At 64.7% G+C, this 22,310-nt stretch carries 18 protein-coding genes; 6 read left to right on the forward strand and 12 right to left on the reverse strand.

The window, feature by feature from the left end:
- Positions 1–432: 432 nt before the first annotated feature.
- Positions 433–1,179 (forward strand): alpha/beta hydrolase, encoded by a 747-nt coding sequence (locus tag ACZ1DY_RS12250; RefSeq protein ID WP_465484380.1) that lies wholly within the window; start codon positions 433–435, stop codon positions 1,177–1,179.
- On the opposite strand, the gene ACZ1DY_RS12255 is transcribed toward ACZ1DY_RS12250, so the two are convergent.
- Positions 1,144–2,217 carry a LysR family transcriptional regulator gene (locus ACZ1DY_RS12255; RefSeq protein WP_465484381.1) on the reverse strand — a complete coding sequence of 358 codons (1,074 nt, stop codon included), beginning with the start codon at positions 2,215–2,217 and terminating at the stop codon, positions 1,144–1,146. The two genes, ACZ1DY_RS12250 and ACZ1DY_RS12255, sit on opposite strands and share 36 nt — an antisense overlap.
- Positions 2,218–2,856: 639 nt before the next feature.
- Here ACZ1DY_RS12255 and ACZ1DY_RS12260 point away from each other — a divergent pair.
- Positions 2,857–5,889, forward strand: coding sequence for an AfsR/SARP family transcriptional regulator (locus ACZ1DY_RS12260; RefSeq protein WP_465484382.1), 3,033 nt, complete (start codon positions 2,857–2,859; stop codon positions 5,887–5,889).
- A gap of 86 nt (positions 5,890–5,975) precedes the next feature.
- On the opposite strand, the gene ACZ1DY_RS12265 is transcribed toward ACZ1DY_RS12260, so the two are convergent.
- The 4 genes from ACZ1DY_RS12265 to ACZ1DY_RS12280 all read right to left on the reverse strand — a co-directional run bounded on the left by ACZ1DY_RS12265 (position 5,976) and on the right by ACZ1DY_RS12280 (position 9,528).
- On the reverse strand, positions 5,976–6,521 hold the full coding sequence (locus ACZ1DY_RS12265) for a hypothetical protein (protein ID WP_465484383.1): 546 nt from the start codon (positions 6,519–6,521) through the stop codon (positions 5,976–5,978).
- Between the two features lie 136 nt (positions 6,522–6,657).
- The gene (locus tag ACZ1DY_RS12270; protein ID WP_465484384.1) at positions 6,658–7,236 is read right to left on the reverse strand and encodes a dihydrofolate reductase family protein; all 579 of its coding nucleotides are present in this window, start codon (positions 7,234–7,236) and stop codon (positions 6,658–6,660) included.
- Between the two features lie 569 nt (positions 7,237–7,805).
- Positions 7,806–8,159 (reverse strand): hypothetical protein, encoded by a 354-nt coding sequence (locus ACZ1DY_RS12275; protein ID WP_465484385.1) that lies wholly within the window; start codon positions 8,157–8,159, stop codon positions 7,806–7,808.
- Between the two features lie 994 nt (positions 8,160–9,153).
- A complete protein-coding gene (locus tag ACZ1DY_RS12280; RefSeq protein ID WP_465484386.1) occupies positions 9,154–9,528 on the reverse strand; it encodes a hypothetical protein in 375 nt (124 codons plus the stop codon).
- A 1,385-nt stretch (positions 9,529–10,913) separates the two neighbouring features.
- Between ACZ1DY_RS12280 and ACZ1DY_RS12285 the strand changes: the two genes are divergently transcribed.
- Positions 10,914–11,438, forward strand: coding sequence for an SRPBCC family protein (locus tag ACZ1DY_RS12285; RefSeq protein WP_465484387.1), 525 nt, complete (start codon positions 10,914–10,916; stop codon positions 11,436–11,438).
- A 720-nt stretch (positions 11,439–12,158) separates the two neighbouring features.
- Here the strand turns inward: ACZ1DY_RS12285 and ACZ1DY_RS12290 are convergent.
- The 3 genes from ACZ1DY_RS12290 to ACZ1DY_RS12300 form a co-directional block, all read right to left on the reverse strand.
- On the reverse strand, positions 12,159–12,374 hold the full coding sequence (locus ACZ1DY_RS12290; RefSeq protein ID WP_465484388.1) for a hypothetical protein: 216 nt from the start codon (positions 12,372–12,374) through the stop codon (positions 12,159–12,161).
- A gap of 237 nt (positions 12,375–12,611) precedes the next feature.
- Positions 12,612–14,000, reverse strand: coding sequence for a sensor histidine kinase (locus tag ACZ1DY_RS12295; RefSeq protein ID WP_465484389.1), 1,389 nt, complete (start codon positions 13,998–14,000; stop codon positions 12,612–12,614).
- On the reverse strand, positions 13,997–14,677 hold the full coding sequence (locus tag ACZ1DY_RS12300) for a response regulator (RefSeq protein WP_465484390.1): 681 nt from the start codon (positions 14,675–14,677) through the stop codon (positions 13,997–13,999). The genes ACZ1DY_RS12295 and ACZ1DY_RS12300 overlap by 4 nt, the downstream gene beginning before the upstream one ends.
- Before the next feature lie 124 nt (positions 14,678–14,801).
- Between ACZ1DY_RS12300 and ACZ1DY_RS12305 the strand changes: the two genes are divergently transcribed.
- Together ACZ1DY_RS12305 and ACZ1DY_RS12310 are read left to right on the forward strand one after the other, a co-directional pair.
- Complete coding sequence (locus ACZ1DY_RS12305) at positions 14,802–15,269, forward strand: hypothetical protein (RefSeq protein ID WP_465484391.1); 468 nt, start codon at positions 14,802–14,804, stop codon at positions 15,267–15,269.
- 99 nt (positions 15,270–15,368) lie between these two features.
- The gene (locus ACZ1DY_RS12310; protein WP_465484392.1) at positions 15,369–15,923 is read left to right on the forward strand and encodes a hypothetical protein; all 555 of its coding nucleotides are present in this window, start codon (positions 15,369–15,371) and stop codon (positions 15,921–15,923) included.
- Between the two features lie 258 nt (positions 15,924–16,181).
- Here the strand turns inward: ACZ1DY_RS12310 and ACZ1DY_RS12315 are convergent, their stop codons facing one another.
- Positions 16,182–16,862 carry a winged helix-turn-helix transcriptional regulator gene (locus tag ACZ1DY_RS12315; RefSeq protein WP_465484393.1) on the reverse strand — a complete coding sequence of 227 codons (681 nt, stop codon included), beginning with the start codon at positions 16,860–16,862 and terminating at the stop codon, positions 16,182–16,184.
- Positions 16,862–17,077 carry a hypothetical protein gene (locus ACZ1DY_RS12320; RefSeq protein WP_465484394.1) on the reverse strand — a complete coding sequence of 72 codons (216 nt, stop codon included), beginning with the start codon at positions 17,075–17,077 and terminating at the stop codon, positions 16,862–16,864. The genes ACZ1DY_RS12315 and ACZ1DY_RS12320 overlap by 1 nt, the downstream gene beginning before the upstream one ends.
- A gap of 390 nt (positions 17,078–17,467) precedes the next feature.
- Between ACZ1DY_RS12320 and ACZ1DY_RS12325 the strand changes: the two genes are divergently transcribed.
- Complete coding sequence (locus tag ACZ1DY_RS12325; RefSeq protein ID WP_465484395.1) at positions 17,468–17,959, forward strand: SPW repeat domain-containing protein; 492 nt, start codon at positions 17,468–17,470, stop codon at positions 17,957–17,959.
- Positions 17,960–18,102: 143 nt separating this feature from the next.
- Here the strand turns inward: ACZ1DY_RS12325 and ACZ1DY_RS12330 are convergent, their stop codons facing one another.
- Positions 18,103–18,939 carry a serine peptidase gene (locus tag ACZ1DY_RS12330; RefSeq protein WP_465484396.1) on the reverse strand — a complete coding sequence of 279 codons (837 nt, stop codon included), beginning with the start codon at positions 18,937–18,939 and terminating at the stop codon, positions 18,103–18,105.
- On the reverse strand, positions 18,939–22,268 hold the full coding sequence (locus ACZ1DY_RS12335) for an AAA family ATPase (protein ID WP_465484397.1): 3,330 nt from the start codon (positions 22,266–22,268) through the stop codon (positions 18,939–18,941). The genes ACZ1DY_RS12330 and ACZ1DY_RS12335 overlap by 1 nt, the downstream gene beginning before the upstream one ends.
- Positions 22,269–22,310 lie beyond the last annotated feature (42 nt).

A 22,310-nucleotide genomic window follows, 5' to 3' on the forward strand; every position in this document is an offset into this window, starting at 1 on the left:
GCGACGATGGTGCACTTGGCGGATCATCAGCTTGGTAACTCTCGCGAGCGCATTCCGTCGCTGACGCGTGTACCGAGAGGTCGTGGCGTCTGACAGACCTGGCGGCATATCTGGATCGGGATCGTCGGCAACCAGCTGGTTAAGAGTCGGCACCTGGGCGTGTCGGATGGTGCCGAATGATGTCGGACAAGACCTTTTCGGCTGGTCATGAGGCAGCTGCTGTGTCGGCCTGGAAGATCGCCGCCAGGACCCCCGCTGAAGGCACCGATGACACGCAGATGACACGCGGCAGAGGCAGACTTCCTCGACTCGGCCACGCGTCTTGGATCGAACCGAAGCAGGGAAGAGGGTCATGGCACTTCGGAGTACGGAACGGCATGAAGCGGTGCGGCCATGTGATGGCGTGGAACGCCAGCCTCAAAGGACTAAGCCGTGGTGAGGCCGCCAGTGCTGTTCCTGCACGGTGTCTTCGGCAGGCCCGCGCTGTTCCAGTCGTGGGTGCGGTTCTTCGAGGACGCCGGATTCACCTGCCACGTGCCGGCGCTACCTGGGCGCGAACCGACAGATCGCGGCGTACTGAACCGATCCGGTCTGCGAGAGTACTTCGTGAAGGTCATGGCCGCGCGAGAGACCTGCGCCGAGAGTCCCATCGTGATCGGTCACAGCATGGGCGGATTGCTCGGCCAGAAGCTAGCGGCAAAGAGGGAATGTGCCGCACTGGTTCTGCTGGCCTCGATCCCGCCCGGCGTGCTGTGGCCGCAACTGCGTCCTCTACCGCATTTGTTCCCCATCCTGCCGACTGTGCTGGCCGGGCGTGCGTTCCTGCCGTCGGCCCGCACGATGCGGAAGGTGCCGTTGAGTACTCTCCCGAGAGATGAACAAGACGAGCTGGTCACTGAGCTGGTCCCGGACTCGGGGCGGGTGTTCCGGTCGATGACGTTCGGCACTCCTGCCACACGGATCAAGGCCACAGACGTCAAGTGTCCGGTACTGGTCGTCAGCGCGGGCTCCGACCGCAACGTCGCACCATGGCTGTCACGGCGGCTCGCGGATCGCTACGGTGCGGAACACCAGGTGCACCCCGGTCTGCCGCATTGGATCATCGCCGATTCGGCCCTGAGGAAGGTCGCGCCGCCAGTCCTGTCATGGGTGCGCGAGGTCGTGGGCGTCGAGCGGTAGGCATGTCATGCGGCTGCGGCGATCTTCTTGAGGGAAGCGTAAAGGTTTCTCATGACCTGATCGAGTGTAAGCGCGGGCCGTACCTACTGTGCCTGCGATCGACAGCGAGAACTGCATCCGGCAGGGGCGGACGTTCTCCGCCGCTTCCCGGACCGCGGCGACGAGAGGCTGGTCTCGTGCCGACGCGTGCCAGGCCAGGGCTGATGTGCACGGCGAGAGGTCGGACACGTCGAGGTAGGCGACCCCTGGGCGAGGGAAGAGTGTTCGTGCGGCCGACGGCAAGAAGCAGATGGTGCCGTTGTGGGCCACCTCGGCCATCAAGCTTTCGATGTCCCGGACCACGCGACCGTACTTCACCGTGACACCGCTCGGCCGAGGGTCGTTCGCCCAGAAGTCGCGCCAAACACGAGGACACTCGGGGGGATATGAGACAACGACGCGGTCGTCCAGCTCGGCCAGGCGAACACTGGTCCGCTCGACGAGTGGATCCTGGGCGGGTACGCACGCCACTCGGGGTTCCGTGTTCAAGTGATGGGTCTCCACGTCGCCGGGGGCCGGTGGACGGCAGAAGACCACATCGGACCGGCCGGAGCTCAGGCTGCTGAACTGGTCCGCCAGATCCAAGAGCCGGACGTCGAGCTCGAGCGCGGGATGTAAGCGTCGCACTTCGCGAAGCACGGCGGCCGTGTGCTCCATGGACGCCTCGGCGCCCACTGTCCCGATGGCCAGCTTCCCGGCCAGCCCGCGGGAATGGGCCTTTGCGACCCTGTGAAGCCTGTGCATCGCCTGGACCACGGCACGAGCCTCACTGATCAACGCCTGCCCGGCAGGGGTGAGGTCCACCGTCCGGCTCGTCCGTGAGACAACCTCGACGCCCAACCTGCGTTCCAGGGCGCCGATCTGACGGCTGAGAGCAGGCTGGCTCATGTGAAGGCGTGAGGCGGCCCGGCCGAAGTGCAACTCCTCAGCCAAGATCAAGAAGATTCGCAGCTGATGCACGGTGGGGGCGGACCATCGGGAACATTCGCCGTCTGTCATGAACCGGACAATACGCATCTTGCCCCGCTTGAAGGGTGATCTATGTGAATCGTATCGATACGCGAGCAGTCAGTTTTGACGTTACGTCAAGTTAGAGGCCAGTTTATGGAGTGACCCGTCCACGTGCCGTATCGGTTCACCGTCGAGGGAGGCATTCGGCCTGGTTCGAAAGATACTCATGGCCGCTAGACGGTAGCGAGAATTTCTGACCGATCAAGGTGATGTGTCGCCGAGCGGTCGACATGGATGCCTTGTCGGTTATCGATCGCGAACGACATCGCATGATAGATGGCTTGGTCACTGGCGCGGGGGATGGCAGACTGACTGACCAGGCGTCGTGGCCTGTAGTACCGCGTGAGCGCGACCGGAACTCCTCGCGCCGTCAAAGTGAGAGAACTTCAACTTTTGGTCGGTGTGCCGATGTAGTGGGGGATGGCGCGGGCGCCCGTGGCCGAGGGCTTACGAATGTGAATACATGGATGAGCGAGGGGGCATCGCCCATCCGCCTTTTCATCACGGAAATGAATCGCATGCGAGTAACCTGCCCGGTGCCGTACCTAAGGCGGATATCCGTTGGAGCTGCCGATACCGACAAGCCAGGATGGGTGCAGGAGCTGCACGGACTACGGGGGGCGGTCCATGATGGAAGACAGGTTCGGCCGGGGTTCCCAAGCAACGACAATCCGGTTTCTCGTGCTTGGCGCGGTCGAGGTGTGGTGCGACGGCGTGCTCGTGCCGATCGCGCAGGGCAAGTTACGCAGCCTTCTGGCGTGCCTGCTCCTGAGAGCGAACCAGCCGGTGCCGGTCGAAACGCTGGCAGGATGGCTGTGGGAGACCGACCCACCCCGTGACACGCGCACGACGTTACGCGGCTACGTCATGAGACTGCGGCGTGCCTTGGAGTCCGGTGGCGTCGCGGAGCGGCTGGAGCGGACCGACGTCGGCTATCTGATACGAGTCCACGAAGCTGAGCTGGACCTGCATGAATTCCACATCCTGAGACGGCGAGCTCAGGCGGCAGTCGACGCAGCCGAGGCCGCGGAGCTGTGGCATCGCGCAGTGCGGCTGTGGCGCGGGGACCCACTGTCCAATGTGTCCGCCGGTCGGCTGACCGATGAAGTCGTCCCCGTCTTCGGGGAGCAGTACACCGAAGCGCAGGAGAAGCGGATTGACGCCGACCTGGCCCTCGGGCGGTCTGCGGCTTTGATCGGAGAATTGCGTGTACTGGTGCGCGATCACCCCTTGCGGGAGCGATTTTGGGCTCAGTTGATTCGTGCGCAGGCGCAAGCGGGACGCCAGGCTGAAGCACTGGAGTGCTACCGCACAGTTCATGCGCTGATTCGCGACGAACTGGGCGTGGAGCCATCCGCGGAGTTGCAGGACCTGCACCGCAGTGTGCTGGCGGGAGAAGTCGTTCAGCCGGTCGCGGCGGACATGGCGGTACCCGTCCCAGCGCAACTTCCCGCCGAGGTGTTCGGCTTTTGCGGAAGGACAGGACTTCTCTCGACGCTCGACGGCCTGTTCCAGGAACGTTCGTCTGCGTCGGGACGCACACCGATCGTCGTACTCAGTGGAGCCGCAGGCGCCGGTAAGACCGCGCTCGCCGTGCACTGGGCGAACCGGGTACGAGATCAATTTCCCGACGGGCAGCTGTATGTCGATCTCGGTGGCTACGGGCCGGGCGACCCGGTGGACGCAGCGCAGGCGCTCGACTGGCTCCTGCGGTCGCTCGGGACGTCGGCTCCTCCGGACGCGTGTGAGCGTTCAGCGCTGTTGCGGTCAATGCTGGACCGTAAACGGGTGCTCATGGTGCTGGACAACGCACACTCTGCCGAGCAGGTGCGGCCCTTGCTGCCCGGGGCCGGGGCGTGCCTGGTGGTGGTGACGAGTCGCGATGCCCTGCCAGGGCTCGTCGTCCGCGATGGTGCCCGCCGGATCGACGTCGGGCTGTTGTCGGCGGAGGAATCGCTCGAGTTGCTACGCGCACTCCTCGGTGCGCGGATCGACGAGGACCCCGATGCCGCACGCGAGCTGGTCCGCCGCTGTGCCCGGCTACCCTTGGCCCTGCGAGTGGCGGCTGAATCGGTCGCCGACCGCTCCGATGAGGAGCTGGCGACGGCGGTCAGTGGCCTGGACAGTAGTTGCTGGCAGGACGTGGGCGACCAGTCGGCCACCGTGCACACCGTCTTCTCCTGGTCGCTCCGACACCTCCAGCCACGTGATCGCCACATGTTCCGCATGCTGGGGCACCTTCCGGGACGCGAGTTCGACCAGTATTCCCTGGCCGCCGCCGCGGGGACGGATCTCGCCACGGCGGCGTCGAGCTTACGCACGCTTGCCCGTGCGAACCTGATCCAGCGGGGCGGTAAAGACCGTTTCCACCTGCACGATCTGCTGCGAGGCTTTGCCATCGGGCTGGCTAAGCGAGCGGATGACGCCGCAGAAAATCGCGATGTACTGCGCAGATTGTTCGGCTATTACCTCTACACCGTGTCCGTGGCCATGGACGAGACCACGCCACTCGAGCGGCGCTACCGACCCACGATCGCCCCACCGCGGACCAGTAGCCCCGTGTTCCTCGGAGCCGAGGCCGCGTTGCGATGGCTGGACAGCGAGCGGCCCGCGCTGCTTGCCCTCGCGGACATCGCGGCGCACCAGGGCGAACATCGAGAGCTGACCACTTTGTCGCGCCTACTGTTCCGCCATCTCGACCGGGCCGGGTACTACGACGAAGGCGTGACGCTCTTCAGACAGGCACTGACCGCCGCCCGCATGCTCGGTGATGTCGCCGCCGAGGCTGCTGAATTGACCGACCTCGGTGTCGCCTTCGTGAGGCAGGGGCAAGTAGCGGCTGCCACCGAAATGCTTGAACAGGCCTTGACCGCTCTGCGCACGGTCGACGACGCCCTGGCCGAGAGCCGTGTGCTCAATGCGCTCGGTCTGGTGCACAGCTGGACCGGGCATTACCGGGACGCGCTGGTCTGCGAGCTGAATGCCTTGGAGCTGGCGGAGAAGGCCGCGGACCAGTACGGCCAGTGCCGTACGCACATGAACCTTGCCATCACCTACCAGAGACTCGGCGAACACGACGCCGCCCAGCTGCACGGCGAGTCCGCCCTGCGTCTGGCTATGCAGGAGAACGACCGGTCGATTTCCAGCCGTGTACTGAACAACCTCGGCTTCGTCGCCATGGAGCAGCACCATGACAATGAGGCTTTGCGTTATTTCGAGCGCGCTCTCGCACTGAGCAGGCAGATCGGCGACCGCGCTGTCGAGGGCTACGTAGTGAGCAATATCGGTGTCATCCTGGCTCGCCGTGGTGACGCGGACGCGGCCGCCCAGCATCAGTTGCGAGCGCGCGAGCTGGCCGGCCGGACGGGCGACGACGCCCTCGAGCTGGAAGCGTTGAACGCCCTCGGTGAACTCGCCCGTTTGGCTGGGAATCTTCCTGCGGAAGATGTGCATCGGGGCGCGGCGCTGACCGTCGCATACCGCATCGGCAACCAGTACTGGCAGGCACGTACCCACGTCGCGCTCGCACGTGTGCACGCCGCGCTCGGTGGTCATGCGCTGGCTGAACAGCACCGCCTGCGCGCTGAAGGGCTGTGTGATCTGCTTGGTCTTTCATGGGAGGAACTCGACCAGGCCCCCTCAGTGGACGGTCTTTGCTGACGGGGCCGCGAAGCTCGTCGACGACATCACCGACACGCACTCCAACAAGACCCGCGAGGCGATCGGGGAGGGTGTCGCGAACATCGTCACGGGTTTCTTCGGCGGGATGGGCGGCTGCTCGATGATCGGCAGACCATGATCAACGTGAAGACCGCCGGGGCCAGGACCCGGTTGTCGACGTTCCTGGCCTGGTCATTCCTGATGATCCTGTGCATCGTCTGGCGGCCCTGGTGGCGGTGATGGTGCTGGTCGCGTTCGGCACCTTCGATTGGCAGCGTCGCGCCGGCCACGCTCAAGCGGATGCTGTGGGGCGAGATCATCTTCATGGTCGTCGGTTCGATTGCCGCGATGGTGATCTTCGCTCGCAGGGTCGCGCGTCTGGTCGACGTCACCGCCGTGGCGCCGACCTCGACGGCACCCAGGTCGTCTACGCCGTCACCGGTGAGCTGTTCTTCGCCTCCAGCAACGACCTCGTCTACCAGTTCGACTATGCGGACCACCCTGACAAGGTCGTCACCGGACTCACCGAACGCCCACATCTGGGACGCCTCCCCACCGTCGTTGCGCTCGACGCGATCACCACCAAAATACGAGTCGCGGGGCAAGACCGTCGAGACCGAGCGTCGTTGCACGGCCGGGAGAGGTCAGTCCGATCTTGCGGCCGGCCACGACTGCGCCGGTCCGCCCCCCTCATCAGGGCCGGCTCGTGTTTTGCAGTGATCGGGCTGTTGGGTTGACGGCCATGAGTGGTGGCCTGTGTCGCGGCTGTCAGCGGAGGGAGGGGCGGTAGACCAGTTCCTGCGTGTGGCCGTCGAGCGTCCGGCTTTCGAGCAATTCAAGGTCGAAGTCGCCTGCTCCCGCGAGGATGGGGCTCCTCCCAGTTCGTCCGGAGATAGCTGGGAAGATTGTCACCTGTAAGCGGTCGACAAGGCCAGCTGCCATTAGTGTCCGGTTCAGCGAGAGGCTTCCTTGCGAACGCAGCGGCACGTGCGACTCCTCCTTGAGCCGGGCCACGATCTCCACGGCATCACCGCTGACGATGGTTGCGTCCGGCCAGTCGAAGGTGTCCTGCAATGCAGAGGACACCACGGTCGCCGGCATCCGCATGGTCTGGAGGTTCCATTCATCGAGCGTATTCGGGTCGATGCCCGAGGACATGATTTCAGCGGTCTCCCGGAATGTTGTGGCGCCGAAGACCATCCGGTGCTCAGGGGCGACGAGGGCGGCGCGGTGCTCAAGGAGTTCAGGGCCCTGCTTGCCCCAGTAGCCACCCCAGTCGGCGCCCTCAACATATGAACCGTAGCCGTCAAGAGTTGAGAACACGTCCCAGGTATAGACAGCGGCCATTTCGCTCTCTCCTTTATTTCGCGATCATCGCTACGTCTTATTTTCATACTGTTGGCGGTAAATTTGCCCGGGTTGGATGTCATCGGACTTTAGCATGCTTAGATCTGGCGGCACCGGCGTTAAATTATTGACCATGTTTGATCGACGGTCAGTTGTGTAACTGACCGGACTTGATTTGTGGCTAGGTGTCATCTGGGTGTGTCAAATGTGTGAACAGAATCGAATGCTGCTGACGGGTGGATACGTTCCGGCTTATTCAGGTCCGGATGCTTGCCCGGCAAACTGAGACGCCACTGTGCGAGGTTGGCGATATGCGAGGCGGGCACATCCGATGAACAGGCTTGGCGCAGCACATTCGAGAAGGGGCTTGCAGTGCCTGGCGCCTGCATGGGTGGTCTTGGTCATTTTTGGAGCGCCCTAGTCTGATGGTCTCTCTGGAAGGCTGTGCTGTTCGATCTCCCTAGGATGACTCAGGACGACGTCTTGCAGGGACGCCGCCCTGAGTCATCTCCGGATTCGGCTGTCCGCGAGGGCGGGAGCAGGGAATCGCTCGATTCGCCGGGGCGGACCTAATATCCCCGCGACTCGATGCCGTAGTTGATGCGACTGGTCTCCGGCGGGCAGTAGACGATCGAGTAGCCGCTGGAAACCCAGTTGGGAGCGGACCGCCAGATCACCTGACCGAACCAGTCTTCGCAGATGACGGTCGCCCGGTAGTGTCCGCCGTTACTTTTTCCACAGGTGGCATAACTGCCGTTGCTTACCGGGCCGGTGCGGCAATCTGTCGGCCAGCCTTGGATGCCGATCTTAGTTTCCGCGGTCAAGGTGTCGTGGGTCTCTGCATGAGCCGATCCGTAAACCCCGGCCGTGAACAGGATTGCCAGAACGCTGCCAGTAAGCAGAGTCGTCCGCCGCTTCTTCATTTAAGATGATTCCTTTCTGCGCTAAGAACGATTGATTGAGGAATACTCGATACCGGCGGACGACACCTTGCTGTCGCCTTGACAGTAGGCTTGAGACCAGCCTCCCTGCGTCCAGAATCCGTAGTAGTCGCGTAGCGTGCCGTTGGAGTGACGACATAGGGCGATCGCACGGTACGATCCGCCGTTGTGGTGCTGACAGGAGGCCCTGGCTCCGTAGGAGTTGGTCACGCTGTACCAGCAGTCGCTCGGATACGCCGAGACTCCGATTTCCCGTGCCGGGGTGGCATCCGTACGTTCCGCTGCCGAGGCGGGCGTCGCGATTCCGACGACGATCGGTCCTGACAGCAACAGGCCGATCGTGGCGCGGGTAAGCCTGCGGCGAACGTTATCCCGATTTCCTTGTGTCTTTTTCACAGAACCTTCCTTGGTTAATGCGATAGTTGCGTATGGGTTGGCTTCGATCTTGTGTGCGGATGCGAGGTAGGTCCAGGTACTGGTCCAGCCGCCGTCTGTCGATCAGATCTGCCACGGCAGTCGACCTGTGAATCTGTTTGACATGACTGATGCGACGTGATGTACGGCGACGACGAAGAACCCGCGAATCGTGTGTGCGGGCGGCCATTAGTCCAATATTCGCCCTGGTCTCCGCAGCCCCTTTCGGGAGCTGGCTATGGGTTGCGGAGACCGGGGGTATGCGGCCAGTGGCTGTTTCCGCCGGCGGCGGCGAACGTCCGGAGTACGGCTGGGGAGACCGAGTGGGAAGGTGTCACGCCGCCCTGGCCGCGGCGGTCAACGGAATGTAGCTGGACGAACTGCTGTACGGCCTCGAGGTTGGCACAGGGCACGGTTCATCCACCTGTCTGACGGTGTCGACATGGCAGGCGGGAGCGTACGTGTCTTGCGGACATCCTGACCGTCCGCCGACGTGTACTGACGTCCTGTTTGACGACTGGTTGCTCTCTGAGCAGCGACGTGGAGGCAAGCAGGCTATGCATTACCAGTACTTGATCGTCACGCACGGGTATCCGGGCGGCCTGGTGTTGTCTTGAGTGCGGCGCATGGTCGCACAGACCTTTCCGTCGGGGAACAGCATCGTGCTCTGTGTCCAGGTGTAGGAAAGCCCCTCGCCACCCCTGATCGCGGGAGACCAGAACAAACCGTTCCTGGTGGCCAAACCGAAGTTCCACAGCCTGGATTCGCTGCCGCGGTATCGGACCGTTGCCGACTCCGTGCCCTTGTTGTCTCCGACGACCGAGATGCAGATGTCGCCGTTGCATCCCGATGCGCTGGCCGATGCGGTTCCCGGGATGGCGAGACCGGCGGCGAGTATAGCGGCCAAGGCCATTGCCGTGGCGGTTCCCTTATTCATTTGATACTCCTGAATCAGTTGTCGGCTGTGACCCGATCCGCGACGTTGTTCGCCGCCGCAGGCAGGTTTCCCTAGGCATCCGTACCGGCCACCAGGTACACGCCGTCAAAGCGGTGGCAGATGGCGTTCCAGTTTCACAGAACGATCTTTTCGACCTACCTGCAGCGGATCGAGGTGATTTTGTCTACGTATCCGGCGGGAAGGGTCGTAGGTGCCGGTCTTGCGCACCACATAGCGGTGCTGTCTGCCCGTCCCAGAGCCAGGCGAGTGCGTTAACGGGGCATTCTCAGTGGTAAGTCTGTCTGTGCCGCGGCTGCGCTAGCCGGGAGTCAACGTGACAGCGACACTACGTTGAAGGTTGAACATGATCACCCTCGATTCCAAGCGAGCGTGTCAATGGCCGGGGAGGCCCCGCCTGTCGTGGCCGTCAGGTCGCCGGAGACTCCGCGGCGACGGCTGGCCCCTCCCTCGCTATCGAGCCGGCGACGGCGAGCCCAGCAGGTAGGGCTCTCTTCATCATTTCTCCTTACTTCTCCTTCGCATGCTTGGTGACCAGGTGTGACCTTGGATGCTCAGAGGATCTTGCCGCTGGCGCGTGTCACCGGTGTGTCAGCGGCGTGTCAAGAGAGCCGAGTTGCTTACCTCGGTTCGGCGCGACGAGGTCCTTCCACTGATGCTCCAGACGGGCGCACAGGTTGTCAGCGTTGGCGTCGTGGGCCCGTCGTGTCACCGAGGGCTTCGCCGATGCGAGCCAGCGCGATGTGGGTTCGTGCGTGCCAGTTCCTGTGTGCAATACGGTGATGACGGTCAGAGCACCCCGGCGATAAGCAAGCTCGGAATGAACGACTTCCCCTGCCTTAACCCAAACGCGATCAAATCGCGCTCCACCGACCGCAACGGAACACCACGCGACACGGAACACCCCTTCGCTACCCAGAACGAGCATTATCCCCAGCCGGTGCACTGACCATCTGAGGCCAAGCTTGCGGTGAGCGTGCTGACACCGATGCCGGAGGCATCGGTGTCAGTCGCATCTCCGGTTTCGAATGCTGCTGCCTATCCTTGGTCCGGTGCTCAGCGGCCTGCTCGGTGGAACTACGACCGCGTGCGGATGCCGCGTGCCGTCGTTTGACACTGCAACTTTCGCTCGTCGCGTTCAGGCCACGAACCGGCGTATGCGGGCGGCGCCTGCTCGGAGTGGGCCCTGGTCGTCCCGCGCTGGGGTGCGAGACCCCTTAGCACGGGTGTGCATACGAGTTATCGGACTGTTCACATCGAAGTAGAATCTGCCCTCTGCAATAGCTGATCGGCGCCGCAGTTGAGCTGAAGAGATCTAGTTGGGCATGCCCAATCATGCATCTATCCATAATGGACGCTCAGGGCCGATGTGGGTCAATCGGCTTACCGTCAGGCGCGACCTGTGGCACGATCCGGGTTCGTCACAGTCGCCTTTCCTGGAGGTTCCTGCAGTGCGGTCGTACGACGTTCTGGCTGAATCGGCAGCGCCGCCGGCGGTCGTGTGGGCATTGTTGCTGGACCCGAGGACGTGGCCCGCCTGGTCGGGCCACGGTGAGCTGGACCTCGGTTCCTCTGCCGGCCTCTCGCCGAACGGGCGCGACAAAGTCGGTGCTACCCGGGCTTTTCGGGTGCGCCGGTCTGTGATCCGAGAACGAATTACCAGTTTGACGCCCGGGAGACGGTTCGCCTATGAGACCTTGGAAGGCTCGCACATGGCGGCCCACCAAGCGACGGTCGAACTCCATGAGATCCCTGGTGGGGGCACCCGGATCCGTTGGCAGGGAACGTACTCCGTACGTGGAGTAGGGCTCCGATCTTCGGAAAGACAAGTTCAGCGTGCGATGACGAAAGCCGTCGTAGGGCTCGCCGAGTACGCGGCCGCCCAATCGTAAGGTGATTGTCAGGTTCGCCAACTTCGGTCTGCGGGATACTGATCGCCGTCCGGCGCACGCCGGCGAACGGAGACGCGACGGCTCGGAGGTGCGGGCCACGACATAGCGACGAGGCTCGGGCATGAATCGTGAAGCGGGCTATACGGTGAGCCCTGGCCGAGCGTATTGCGCTGCGCGACTATGAAGTGACAGTCATGGACGCGCTGACGGGATTGGAGCAACGTGCCTGGCGTGTACTCGCGGACAAACCGGCCGCCGCGCGGTCGTTTTACGAGGACGTGCTCGACGACCGCGTTGTTCTTCTCCTGATCGGCCGGAAACCATCCAGCAGCGCGAAGCGGCTTTGGTCGCCTTGTGTGAGGCACAGTGGAAGGAATGCACTCTCGGTGGCCTGAGTTCCGCAAGACTCAGTCTTGTCGTAGGCGCGGTCAACTATCGGGTCGCCGCCACCAAGGACGGGGTTCCCTATTCGGCCCGGGTGAGCAGCGTCTACGTTCGTCGTGACGATGGCTGGAAGCTGACACTTCATCAGCATGTCAACTGGTAAATGGTCGCCGACGGACTGCAGACGGAGTTGCCGTTCGCATTTTCGAGGTTGCTGTCACGCCGGGTTTTGGGGCGAGGGTAAACGTTTCCGCTCGCGGTCGTCATTTTCGTGTCCGTGGCGAGCTGGCCGTTGACGGTCTGGCGAAACCTCGCGGGGTTGCACACCGTAGGACTTCATTGAGTTCCGAGTGCGCGGAGCACGCGGAATCGGGCGAGTCGGTGGAGCATTTCGCCCATGGTGTCGGGCCTGATTTGGCCGTCGAGTTCGGCGTGGGCGGTGCACACGATGTCGTTGACGGCGGCTTCGGATAAGGAGGGGGCGAACTCGCGGGAAAGCCATTGTCGTACTTCGTCGGTGATGCCGTCGATCTGGTGCTCGTGGGCGGCCATGTCCCTCTCCTCCTGTTCGACGACATCCTCATTGTGTCGGCGACGCGGGGGACTGCACCTGACGAGTGCCTGACGATTGAGCGGGACTCGGCGGCAACGTGGGTGGAACCGAACGGCTTGAGACCGTCGGGGTGGTGCTGGGCGCGAGTGTGGTGATCGGCTCGGGTTCGTCCTGGTCTGTCACACCGCAGCCGCTGAGTAAGAGGGCGAGCGTGACGAGGATGATCGTGCGGTGCTTCATGTGGCCGCCTCCGGGAGTTCGACGACGAATCGGGCGCCGCCGCCGGGCCGGTCTTCGACCCAGACGGTGCCGCCGTGGCGGTGGACGTGGTCGGCGACGATGGCCAGGCCGAGGCCGTTGCCGGTGTCGCGGTCGCGTCGGCCGGCGTGCAGGCCGCGGGCGAAGCGTTCGAAGATGCGTTCCCGCAGAGCGGGTGGAACGCCACTGCCGGCGTCGTCGACTTCGAACCTCGCATAGGCACCGCGTCGCCGTAGGATCACCGCTACGGCGCCTCCGCCGTAGCGGTCGGCGTTGTCGAGCAGATTGGTGACGACCCGGTCGATGCGGCGGCGGTCGGCGGAGACGAGTGGTGTGTCCGGATCGCTGTCGAGGATCGACTCGGAAGTACCTCTGCTGTCGAGGATGTTGCGCAGGAGGTCGTCGAGGTCCACCAGTTCGGCGGTGTCGGTGATGTCGTCCTGGTCGGCGCGGGAGATTTCCAGTAGGTCGACGACCATGCCTTGGAAGCGGTGCAGTTCCGCGTCGAGCAGTCCCAGTGCTTTGCGGGCGGTCGGGTCCATGGTGTCCTGGCGGCGGGTCATGACCTGGGTGACGTTGACCATGGTGGTGAGGGGTGAGCGGAGTTCGTGGCTGACGTCGGCGGCGAAGCGTTTGTCGCGGCGGACTCGTTGTTCGAGTTGCTCGGTCGTGGTGTTGAAGCTCGTGGCGAGCGGCGCGAGGTCGGGGTCGTCCTGGTGAGGCAGCCGGGTCGTCAGGTCACCGCGTGCGACACGGGCGGCGGCTCCGCGGAGTACGGAGAGCGGTCGCAGGGCGCGCTTGGTGGTCCAGGCACCGAGTGCGACTCCGAAGAGCGCGGCCGCCACGGTGCCGGTGATCAGCAGGATGCTGAGATAGCGGAAGGTTCGGTCCAATTCCAAGAGCGGGTACAGCTCGACGTAGATACTGTCGCCGCTTCCCACCGGGGTCGCGATGGCGAGCACGGGGATGCCGTCGGCGGTGAACCGTTGCCGGGCGGCGACGCCGTCACGCGCGCTCTTCAGCAGGGCGGCCGGAATGACGCTGGGCTCGATCTGCCGGCCGCTGGTGAGCCAGCCGTCGGGCCGGGACAGGAGGATCGACGAGTCCGGGCCGCTGGCGAGGCCGGTCAGGAGTTCGGTGAGGTTGTCGGAGTGTTCGGCCAATGCCTTGTTGACGAGCCCGACATTGACCTCCGATTGCCGCAAGGTGCTTTGCTCGCGCTGGTCGAGCATGTAGCCCGTGGTCAGGTTCCAGGTCGCGACCCCGAGCACGGTCATGACCACCGCCAGGCCGAGGCCGAACGCGCCTGCCACGCGCCAGCGCAGGGAAAGCCGCCGCAACGCCGCCCCGAACCCCGCGCGGGTCATGATCCGGGACTGATTTGATAGCCGCGTCCGCGCACGGTCAGCACCAGGCTCGGATTGTCGGGATCGGACTCGACCTTGCGACGTAGCCGTCTGATGTGGACATCCAGGAGCCTCGTGTCGCCGAAGTAGTCGTGACCCCACACTCGCTGAAGCAGCTGTTCTCTGGTGACGACCCTGCCCTCGGCGGTGGCCAGTTCGGCGAGAAGACGGAATTCGGTGCGGGTCAGATGCACGCGGCGGCCGGCACGATGCACTGTTTCCTCGTCGGGCTGGATTTCCAGGCCGCCCACGGTGATCCGGGCCGGAGGAGGTGGCGCCGCGCGGCGGAGCAGGGCGCGGATCCTGGCCGCGAGTTCACCGGCCACCAGCGGTTTGGTGACATAGTCGTCCGCGCCGGCTTCGAGCCCCGCGATGACGTCCTGGGTGTCCGCGCGGGCGGTGATCACGATGATCGGCAGTGCACCTTGTTCGCGCACGGACCGGCAGACGGTGAGTCCGTCGATGCCCGGCAGCATGAGATCGAGCAGGACGACGTCGAATCGGCCGTCCGCGAGCAGTTCGAGCCCGTCTTCGCCGGTTTCCGCACAGTCGACGTCGAAGCCCTCGTCGGCCAGCGCGAGGCTCAGTGCCTCGCTGATCATCGCGTCGTCCTCGACGAGAAGAACACGAGTGGGCACAGTCGGTATCTCCTTCCGACTGCCAGGCTAACAGTCTTCGATCGTAAGGCAGTCGTCAGTTTCAGGGTCCCCGATTCGTGTCAGGGTGGAAACACGCTCACCGAAAACACGGGAGGAAACGCCCATGACCACCGACGTGCTCGCAGCACAAGCCGACACCACCTCGCGGGCGGAACTTCACCCCAGGGTGCGACGGCTGCGCGACGACGCGGACCGGGCCTGGGCCATCGCGGACGGACATCGAACATTGGCCGCGGAGATCGAAGCGAGCGGAGAGCCGGACGCGTTCACACGGGCCAAGTCCCAGCGTCTGCTCGGCGAAGTCGCCGCGCACCACGGATTCGCCTATCACGAACTCGCCAACGCCGCCGAAGCCCGCGCTGGAGCGCAAATCCATCCGCGTGAGTCTCCACAGTGGAACCTTCTGATCGACCGTTCTTTCACCGCGATCCGTCGCGCCGAAGCACATCACGAACGCGCCGCGGCCTACTCGGCCAGAACGGCCGGTGACGAGGCTGCCGCCCGACGGCACGACCTCGCCGCCGGCGAGGCGGACAGGCGTGCGGTGCGGTCGCTCATGGAAGCGGGCTGACCGCTGAACGGTGTGATCGTAAGGATTTCGTCAGGTCGGTTCTGGGGGTTCCATGACACGCTCGGCGTGCGTTCCCTATCCGATTGAACGAGGACGGCGATGGGTCTCTCAGCCAGCGTGCGCAGCAGAGCTCTGACCGAACTGTCGTACCTGGGCAGGGGGAAGCCGGCGGTGGCATCCGGCGGAGCGGTTGTCCCCGCAGGCACCGTCGACAGCGGGTTCCAGCGTGCCAAGCGCTTGCGAGTCGAGGCCGCTCGGGTACGTTCGGCGGCAGGTGAGCACTTGGAGCGCGCAGCGGAGGCGATGGCGGCTGGTGACCCGGCTCTGGCACAGAGACACCGGGCTCTCGGCGAAGTGGTCGCCTGTTATTACAGAGCCTACGACGAGTTGGCCGTCGCGTCGGAACATCGGAGCAGGGCCAGGCGGTTCCCGCGTGGCATGAAGGCGCGGGAGATCGAGATTCACCGGGCCTACGCGGCGATCCGGCGCGCCGAGGGCCACCGGGAGCGAGGGGAAGAGCTTCGTCGCCGCGGCGACGCCTTCGCAGCGTTGCGCCATCGGAAACTCGCAGAGGAGGCCGAGGAGAAAGCGAGGATTGCCGACCTCCGCGCGTTCGAACTCATGGAAAACGGATCGAACGAGGAAGCGCCGTGAGGGCTGGAATCAAGTCACGTCCGATTCTCGGCAGGCCTGATCCGTTCTGTCTGATCGCTGTGGTCCCCGCCCTCTTGGTGGCGGTTCTCATGCTTGTGCTGGATCTGTGGGTGCTCGCGAGTGCGGGCTTCGCGTTCGCGGCTGTGATCCTGTTGTTCGATTCTTGGGTGAGCCGCCCGGAGCCCGCCCCAGAGCCGGAACGTCGTGTACATCGACGAGAAGTCTCTCAGCGACCTACGCGACACAACGTTGTTCGTTCTATGAGGACGGCATCGGCGCACCGCTACCGGTAGGACTGTTCTCGGCGAAGCGGCTGGTGCCGAGCCAAGTGATGGCCTGGCGTACGGAGTTCCGTTGGCCAGTGATGACGATCGCCCTGTCCCGCAGGACGTCCAGCCAGTCCTCGTGGCCGAGCCAGACCCGGGCGAGGGCGCCGACCGTGCATTCGATTCGCATCGTTTGCGGGAGCTTCGGATCGTGGACGGTCGCCGCGGTGACCGTCCTGGACAGCACGAGCCACCACCAGCGCGGCCCGGAAGATTCGGTGAACCGGAAGTGGATCGACACGGCTTCTGGTGGAAGCAGGGAACGGTCGATTCCGCGGGCGACGTCACGGAGAACGAGGGCAGGGTCGAGATCGCCGTGTCGCGGTGGCGGGAGGTGCCGTGCGCCCCAGCGGCCTAGCGGTTCGACGACTTCGGCCAGCGCCTGGCCCGCTTCGGTCAACTCGGCCCGACGGGGGCGAAGCACCACGATGCCGGTTGCCTCGAGCTTGCGCAGCCGTTTGGCCAGCAGACCGGTCGACATGCCCGGCACGCCAGCCGCGATATCCGTGATCGCGGTGCTGCCGTTCAGCAGCTCGCGAATGATCAACAGCGTCCAGGGCTCGCCGACCACCTCGGCCGCCAGCGCGATCGGACAGTGCTGCTCATAGCGCATCACAACACCCGCACGACTCGCGCGATGCGGTCGCGTGCGAGACGGTGCAGCATCTCGCCGATCGCCTCGGGCACGATCTGGTCCTTGAGGTCGCGGTGGGTAGCGCGGACGATGGCGCCCACCGCCAAGGGCGACAGTTTCGTCGAGAACTCGCTGGCCAGCCAGACGGTCACGTCATCGACGACGTCCTGCGCCTTCGGTGTCTCCACGCTCATCGCTCTCCTGTGATGCCTCGGTTCTCCAGCCATTCTTCCGGGGCAGCGCCGAAGTGAACCTGACGACTATCTGACGATCGCTGTGGGCCGTGCACATCCATGAGCGGCCGCTCGCCACCGCCAGCGGCTGGGCCGGTAGACGGAACCGGGGGAGCCGCCTCGCTTGCACAGGCCGCCCGAGGTCGACGTGTCGAGGAGTGCCGCTCGTGGCAGGCGCAGTTCCGTCGTCACCACAAGCGGTGGGGAGCGTACAAACGACCACGTCGTGACCACGGTCCACTTTGGACCTGGCTTCAGATCATTTGATGGTGGATCGCAAGGGAATCGTCAGGTCAAGGCATTCTGGCACCAATCACACTGGGGTGAAGGTCCTCGTCGGCATGGGCGGGGGTGCAGGACGACAGGATTTCCCACGGTATGAAGTCGTGTTCTCCCGAAGCGAATACAACTGACCGAAAAAGAGCCGATGCGGGCGAAACGAACCGATTGGCGCCTGCTGTCGCGGGAGCGTGTACGTTTCTTGCCGGGGTCTGGCTGACACTTTCGCCCTTTGTGCTCGATCATGAGTACGCGGGGACTGGATTCGACGGCGTCTGGAATGACGCGTTGGCGGGCATCGCACTGATAGTGATTGGTTCCGCGCGGCTGGTGGAACCCCGTACGGCTTCACGCTGGTCGTCGTTGCCGCCTGCCCTCGGGCTGTGGCTGATCGCGGCACCCTTTGGCCTGGGCTACAACGACGGAACGCCGGCGCCGGGAGCGACGACGAGTGACCTCGCGGTCGGTGTCTTCTTGGTGCTCATCTGGCTCGTCATCTCCTGCTTTCAAGAAGAGGATGGGGTGGACGGTGACATTGAGGGCGTCGAGCGAAACGGAGGGTGAGACCCCGCAGCCGACCTTTACTAGTTCATTCGGCAGGCGACCATAGCGGACGAGTGGACGAGTTTTAGACGCCGTCTGCGTCACCGAGACCAACGGGACTGCGTACACCCGACCAGCCAGAACGGCAGCCCGTGCGCGGGCTGTCAGCCGCTACGTTGTGAGTGCTCCGTCAATACCGAAGCCATGCGTGCGGAGGACAGGTAGTTCGACACGAGATGGAAGTCAAAGGCATGGGCGACGCTGTGCTCGTCGACGTCAACGTCCGCGAAACGCCGCGAAACGCCGAAGGGCGGTACAGCCACCAGATCGCCCGGATCGGCGAGGTTCACCCACCGGGCTACGCCAGGTGGTCGGGCTCCGCGACCGTCTGCCGGGGCCGGGCACAGCCGAGGGAAGACCGCATGCGGTAAGGCCAGTGGTGAGCCGAGGGTGATCAGCAGGTCGACCTGTACGTCGCGACATTCCCACAGCGCTTCGTAGGCGACGACCGACCCGAGCGAATGTGCGATGACCACTTTTGCCTGCTTGGAACGGAGAGTGTCGACTACTCGTTCCCGGGCAGCTATTCGTGCCGAGTCGTCGTCGGGGTTCAGGTAGCTCGCGACTTCCCGGAAGAAGGTCGCCACGAACAGAGTGACCAGGCGTGGGGACAGCCCGCGTCGTTCCGCAACCCAGGACAGAGCTTGACGCAGTGGCCAGGTACCCCAGCCCTGACGGCCCTGGACGGGGAGATCGAGGCTTTCGAGCCAAGCCCGCAGCATCTGCTCGGCTTCCGGGGAAAGGTGGTCGAGGTCGTCGCTGCCCTGCCTGCCAGGTGTTCGCAGCTGGTCGGCATAGTAGGCGACATCGATGGATCGGATGGCCGAAAAGTGGGCCGACAGATGCCGTCGCCAGACGGTGGACAGCTGCAGAGCGGCGTGCTCCGCCGTCTCACCGGGACGATGATTTCCGACGCCATGTACGCCGATGATCTGAAGCATTAGCGCCCTTTCGCGATGTGATCGAGGGTCAGGACATCCTGGCCCGTACAGACCACGAGACCGTTGTCCGGAGTGATGTCGAGGGCCCATACCGGCGCGGGCATCTTCAGAACCTCGCTGCATTGGCCGGTACCGAGATCCCATACCCGGACTGCCCGGTCGAACCCGCCGCTGATGGCAGTCGGCCGTTCGTCGATCTCGGTGCACACGACGGCGGCGATCCAGTCATTGTGCCCTGCCAGTGGCTCAGCGATGGGGCGGCCGGTCCTGAGATTCCAAAGCCGGATCAGGTAGTCGTCCCCGCCGGTCACCGCGACCGGATCGCCGTCCAGCATGGTGCAGGCGACCGCGTAAACCCGGTCACGGTGATCCCGCGACGGTGGATGCACAAGCGTCCCGTCGGTCAGATCCCAGATCCTCACGGCGTGATCGTTGCTCACCGTGACGGCGACAGGATGCCCATCGATGCTCGTCGAAGCGATCGCCCGGCTCCACCGGTGATCGATCGCTGGGGCGTCCAGGACTGCGCCGGTGGCGGGGTCCCAGAACCGTACGCATTCGTCTCCGCACACGATCATCGCTGTCCGGCCGCCTACTTCGGAGCAGGTAATCGCGTTGATCCACCCGATGGCCAGGTCGGTGCAACCGACCAGCGCGCCTGTCCTGGTGTCCCAAGCCCGAACGGATCCGTCCGCACCGCCGGTCACGGCCAACCGCATGCCGTCGACGTCCGCGAGCGCGACGGAAGAGACGACGCCGGATGCCCCTGCGAAGGGCTTGCCGATGCGCTCTCCGGTGTTCAAGTCGAATTGCCACGCGTGGCCGTCGCTTCCCGCGGCGACCACGATCCCGGCGCTTTCGCCGCTGGAAGAGGTGACCGCGGTGGCCCAGCTTCTTTCGTCGTCGAAGGGCAGGGTGGACGCCCACCGAGGGATCCAGCCACCGGACTGGATGTCCGAGGCGATCCGTCGCCCTAGCTCCGCGTCACCATGACGAGCGGCTTCGACTGCGAGGACCCAGCGGCGGACTGCCAGGGGCTCGTGACCGAACGCCCAGCGCCGGAGTGCTTGCAAGTACATGTCGCCGCGCAACCGGGCGGCTGTGTCCTGCGCGCGGTAAAGCTCCGGCACGAGACTTCGGCCGTCGGCATGGAGGAGAAATTCGATGTCGAGAAGCAACTCGTCGACGCGGCCGGCTTCGATGGCGTGGTGGATCACGTGGCGGAGAAGATAGGGCGGGACCGAGGACCAGCTGCCCCAGCGACCCGCCCGCACCGCTCCGAGCAGCCGGTCGAAGACGGGGCCGGAGCCTGCCCCGAGGTCTTCTGATCCGTCGGCCTCCACCGTGCTGCCGGACATCGGGCGCAAGCGAAGGTAGTCAGCGAGACTCTGGTGCAGCAGGCGGTAGAGGGTCGTGCCGTCCTGTTCGACCGTCGTCCGCAGATAGAACCTGACAGCGTCAAGGAGAGCGCGGACCCGGTCCTCGGTGGCTGTAGCGCAGAATCCTTCCGCGAGGAAGCCGATGACCTCGGCGGGAGCACCTTCACCGACTGTGTGCGCCACCGCGGCCAGCGTCGCGCGGAGCTCGGCGCGATCAGGCCGCGCGCCCAGTTCCAGTTCCAGGACTTCAGGCAGACTGCGTGGCGCCGTCGCGCCCAGTCTCTCGGCCTCGACGAGGGAAGTCACGGGCGCCAGATGGCCGAGGTACCCCACGAACATCCCCGCGACGAGAAAGGCGCCCCACGCGGGCTGGTCCGACCTCCTTCGGAGCCCGACGAGACGAGTGGCGATGGTGGTGGCGAGGTGTTCCCGGATAAGTCGCTGATCGGCCGTGTCGTAGCCCGGCATGTCTGCGAGCCGGGTTCGGAGGTACTCCTGGAGGTCGTAGCGAAGTTCGACGCGAGAGACGGTGTCCAGGTCCGTCAGCCCGTGGTCCTCCGCGGCGATCTTCCGGAGCAGCTGGAACTCCTGCCAGGGCCGGAATCCGACCAGCAGCCTGCAGACCGGGGTGTCATCGAGGTGCCGCGCACCGACGAGAGGCATCAGGAAGTCCCTGATCATCCGGTTCGGGTCCAAGGCCTCGTCGACGGCGTCGACGACGATGACCGGCGTGACCGCGAGGCCGGCCAGCTCTGTGATCAGCCCCGAGACGGAGCGGCTTTCGCTCGGGCGAGGCAGGCCGAACTGCCGGACCAGCGAGTCGACCAGCTCGGGGACCCGGCGTTGGCGTGCGTGAACCGCGCCGAGATAAGGGTTGCGTGATGGGCAACCTGCCGCTTCCAGGCGGGACCGTACGTGCGGTACCGCAGCCGCGAGGACCGGGTGCGCGGCGCAGACCAGCGCTCCGAGCAAGGCGGACTTCCCTACTCCAGGGCTTCCGGTCACGACACGGAGGCCGCTGCCGGGGTCGGCACCGTCCATCCAGCGGGCCAGGTCTCGGAGCTGGCGGCGGCGGCCCGCGAAATGCGAACCGACCCGGCCGAGGAAATGCTCCGCGTCGAAAACGTCGTCGAGTTCGTCGAGGAAGCTGCGCAGTGGCGACTCGATGGCTTGGCGTGCCAGGCGCTGCGGGTCGTCGACAAAGCGGGGGTTGGGGAAGAACGGTAGCTCGGGAACATCTTGTGCGGGATCGAGTGGCGTAGCGTGTACCCGTTGAGGCAGCCCTGGCATCGCCTCGACTCGTTCAGCGATCCTCCGCGCGAACGCCGGGAACGAAACGTATCGCCTGCTTGGGTCGGTACCGAGGCCGTCCACGGCCAGCTGTTTCAGTACTTCGGCCACCGACCGGCTGAACCGGCCGTCGAAGGCGTCTTCGTCCGGCCCGGCCCCCGCGATCACCCAAGCCCTGGCGTCGCGTCCAGCCCGTGCAACGAGCCACGGTAGGCGTGCCGCACGGCCAGCTCGGCAGAGGTCGAGAAGGAACAACGCCGGGGCGCGGCGTTGCTGTGCGGTCGAGATCCACTCGCTGACGTTGGTACCCAGACCAGGGCGGCCGTTGGCCGGGACCACATCGAGGCGCTGATCGTCGTCACCGATGTCGCCATGGGAGACGACGTGGACAACGAGACACGCTTCTTCATCCTCGAGCTCGCGATCGATCGCGCCGACCAAATCGTGGCGATCGGGGTTGTGAAGAGTTATTGCTTCGTACTGCAAGTTCGTCAGAGCATGGCTGACAGACGCAGTCACCTCGTTGGCGAAATCGAGTGGAGGCCACCCCGAGTCGTCGAGTGCTGGTTCTTCGCCTGCGGGAACCTGTGCGGAGAAGTCCCCGACCCCGATGAGCAGCGCTCTTTGTGCGCCTGCTCGTCCAGGCAGTTCTGGCGTCATGCCGAAACCCGTTCTCACCCTGTAGTTCTGACCGGCCAACGT

The organism is Amycolatopsis sp. PSD-21, from assembly GCF_055561455.1.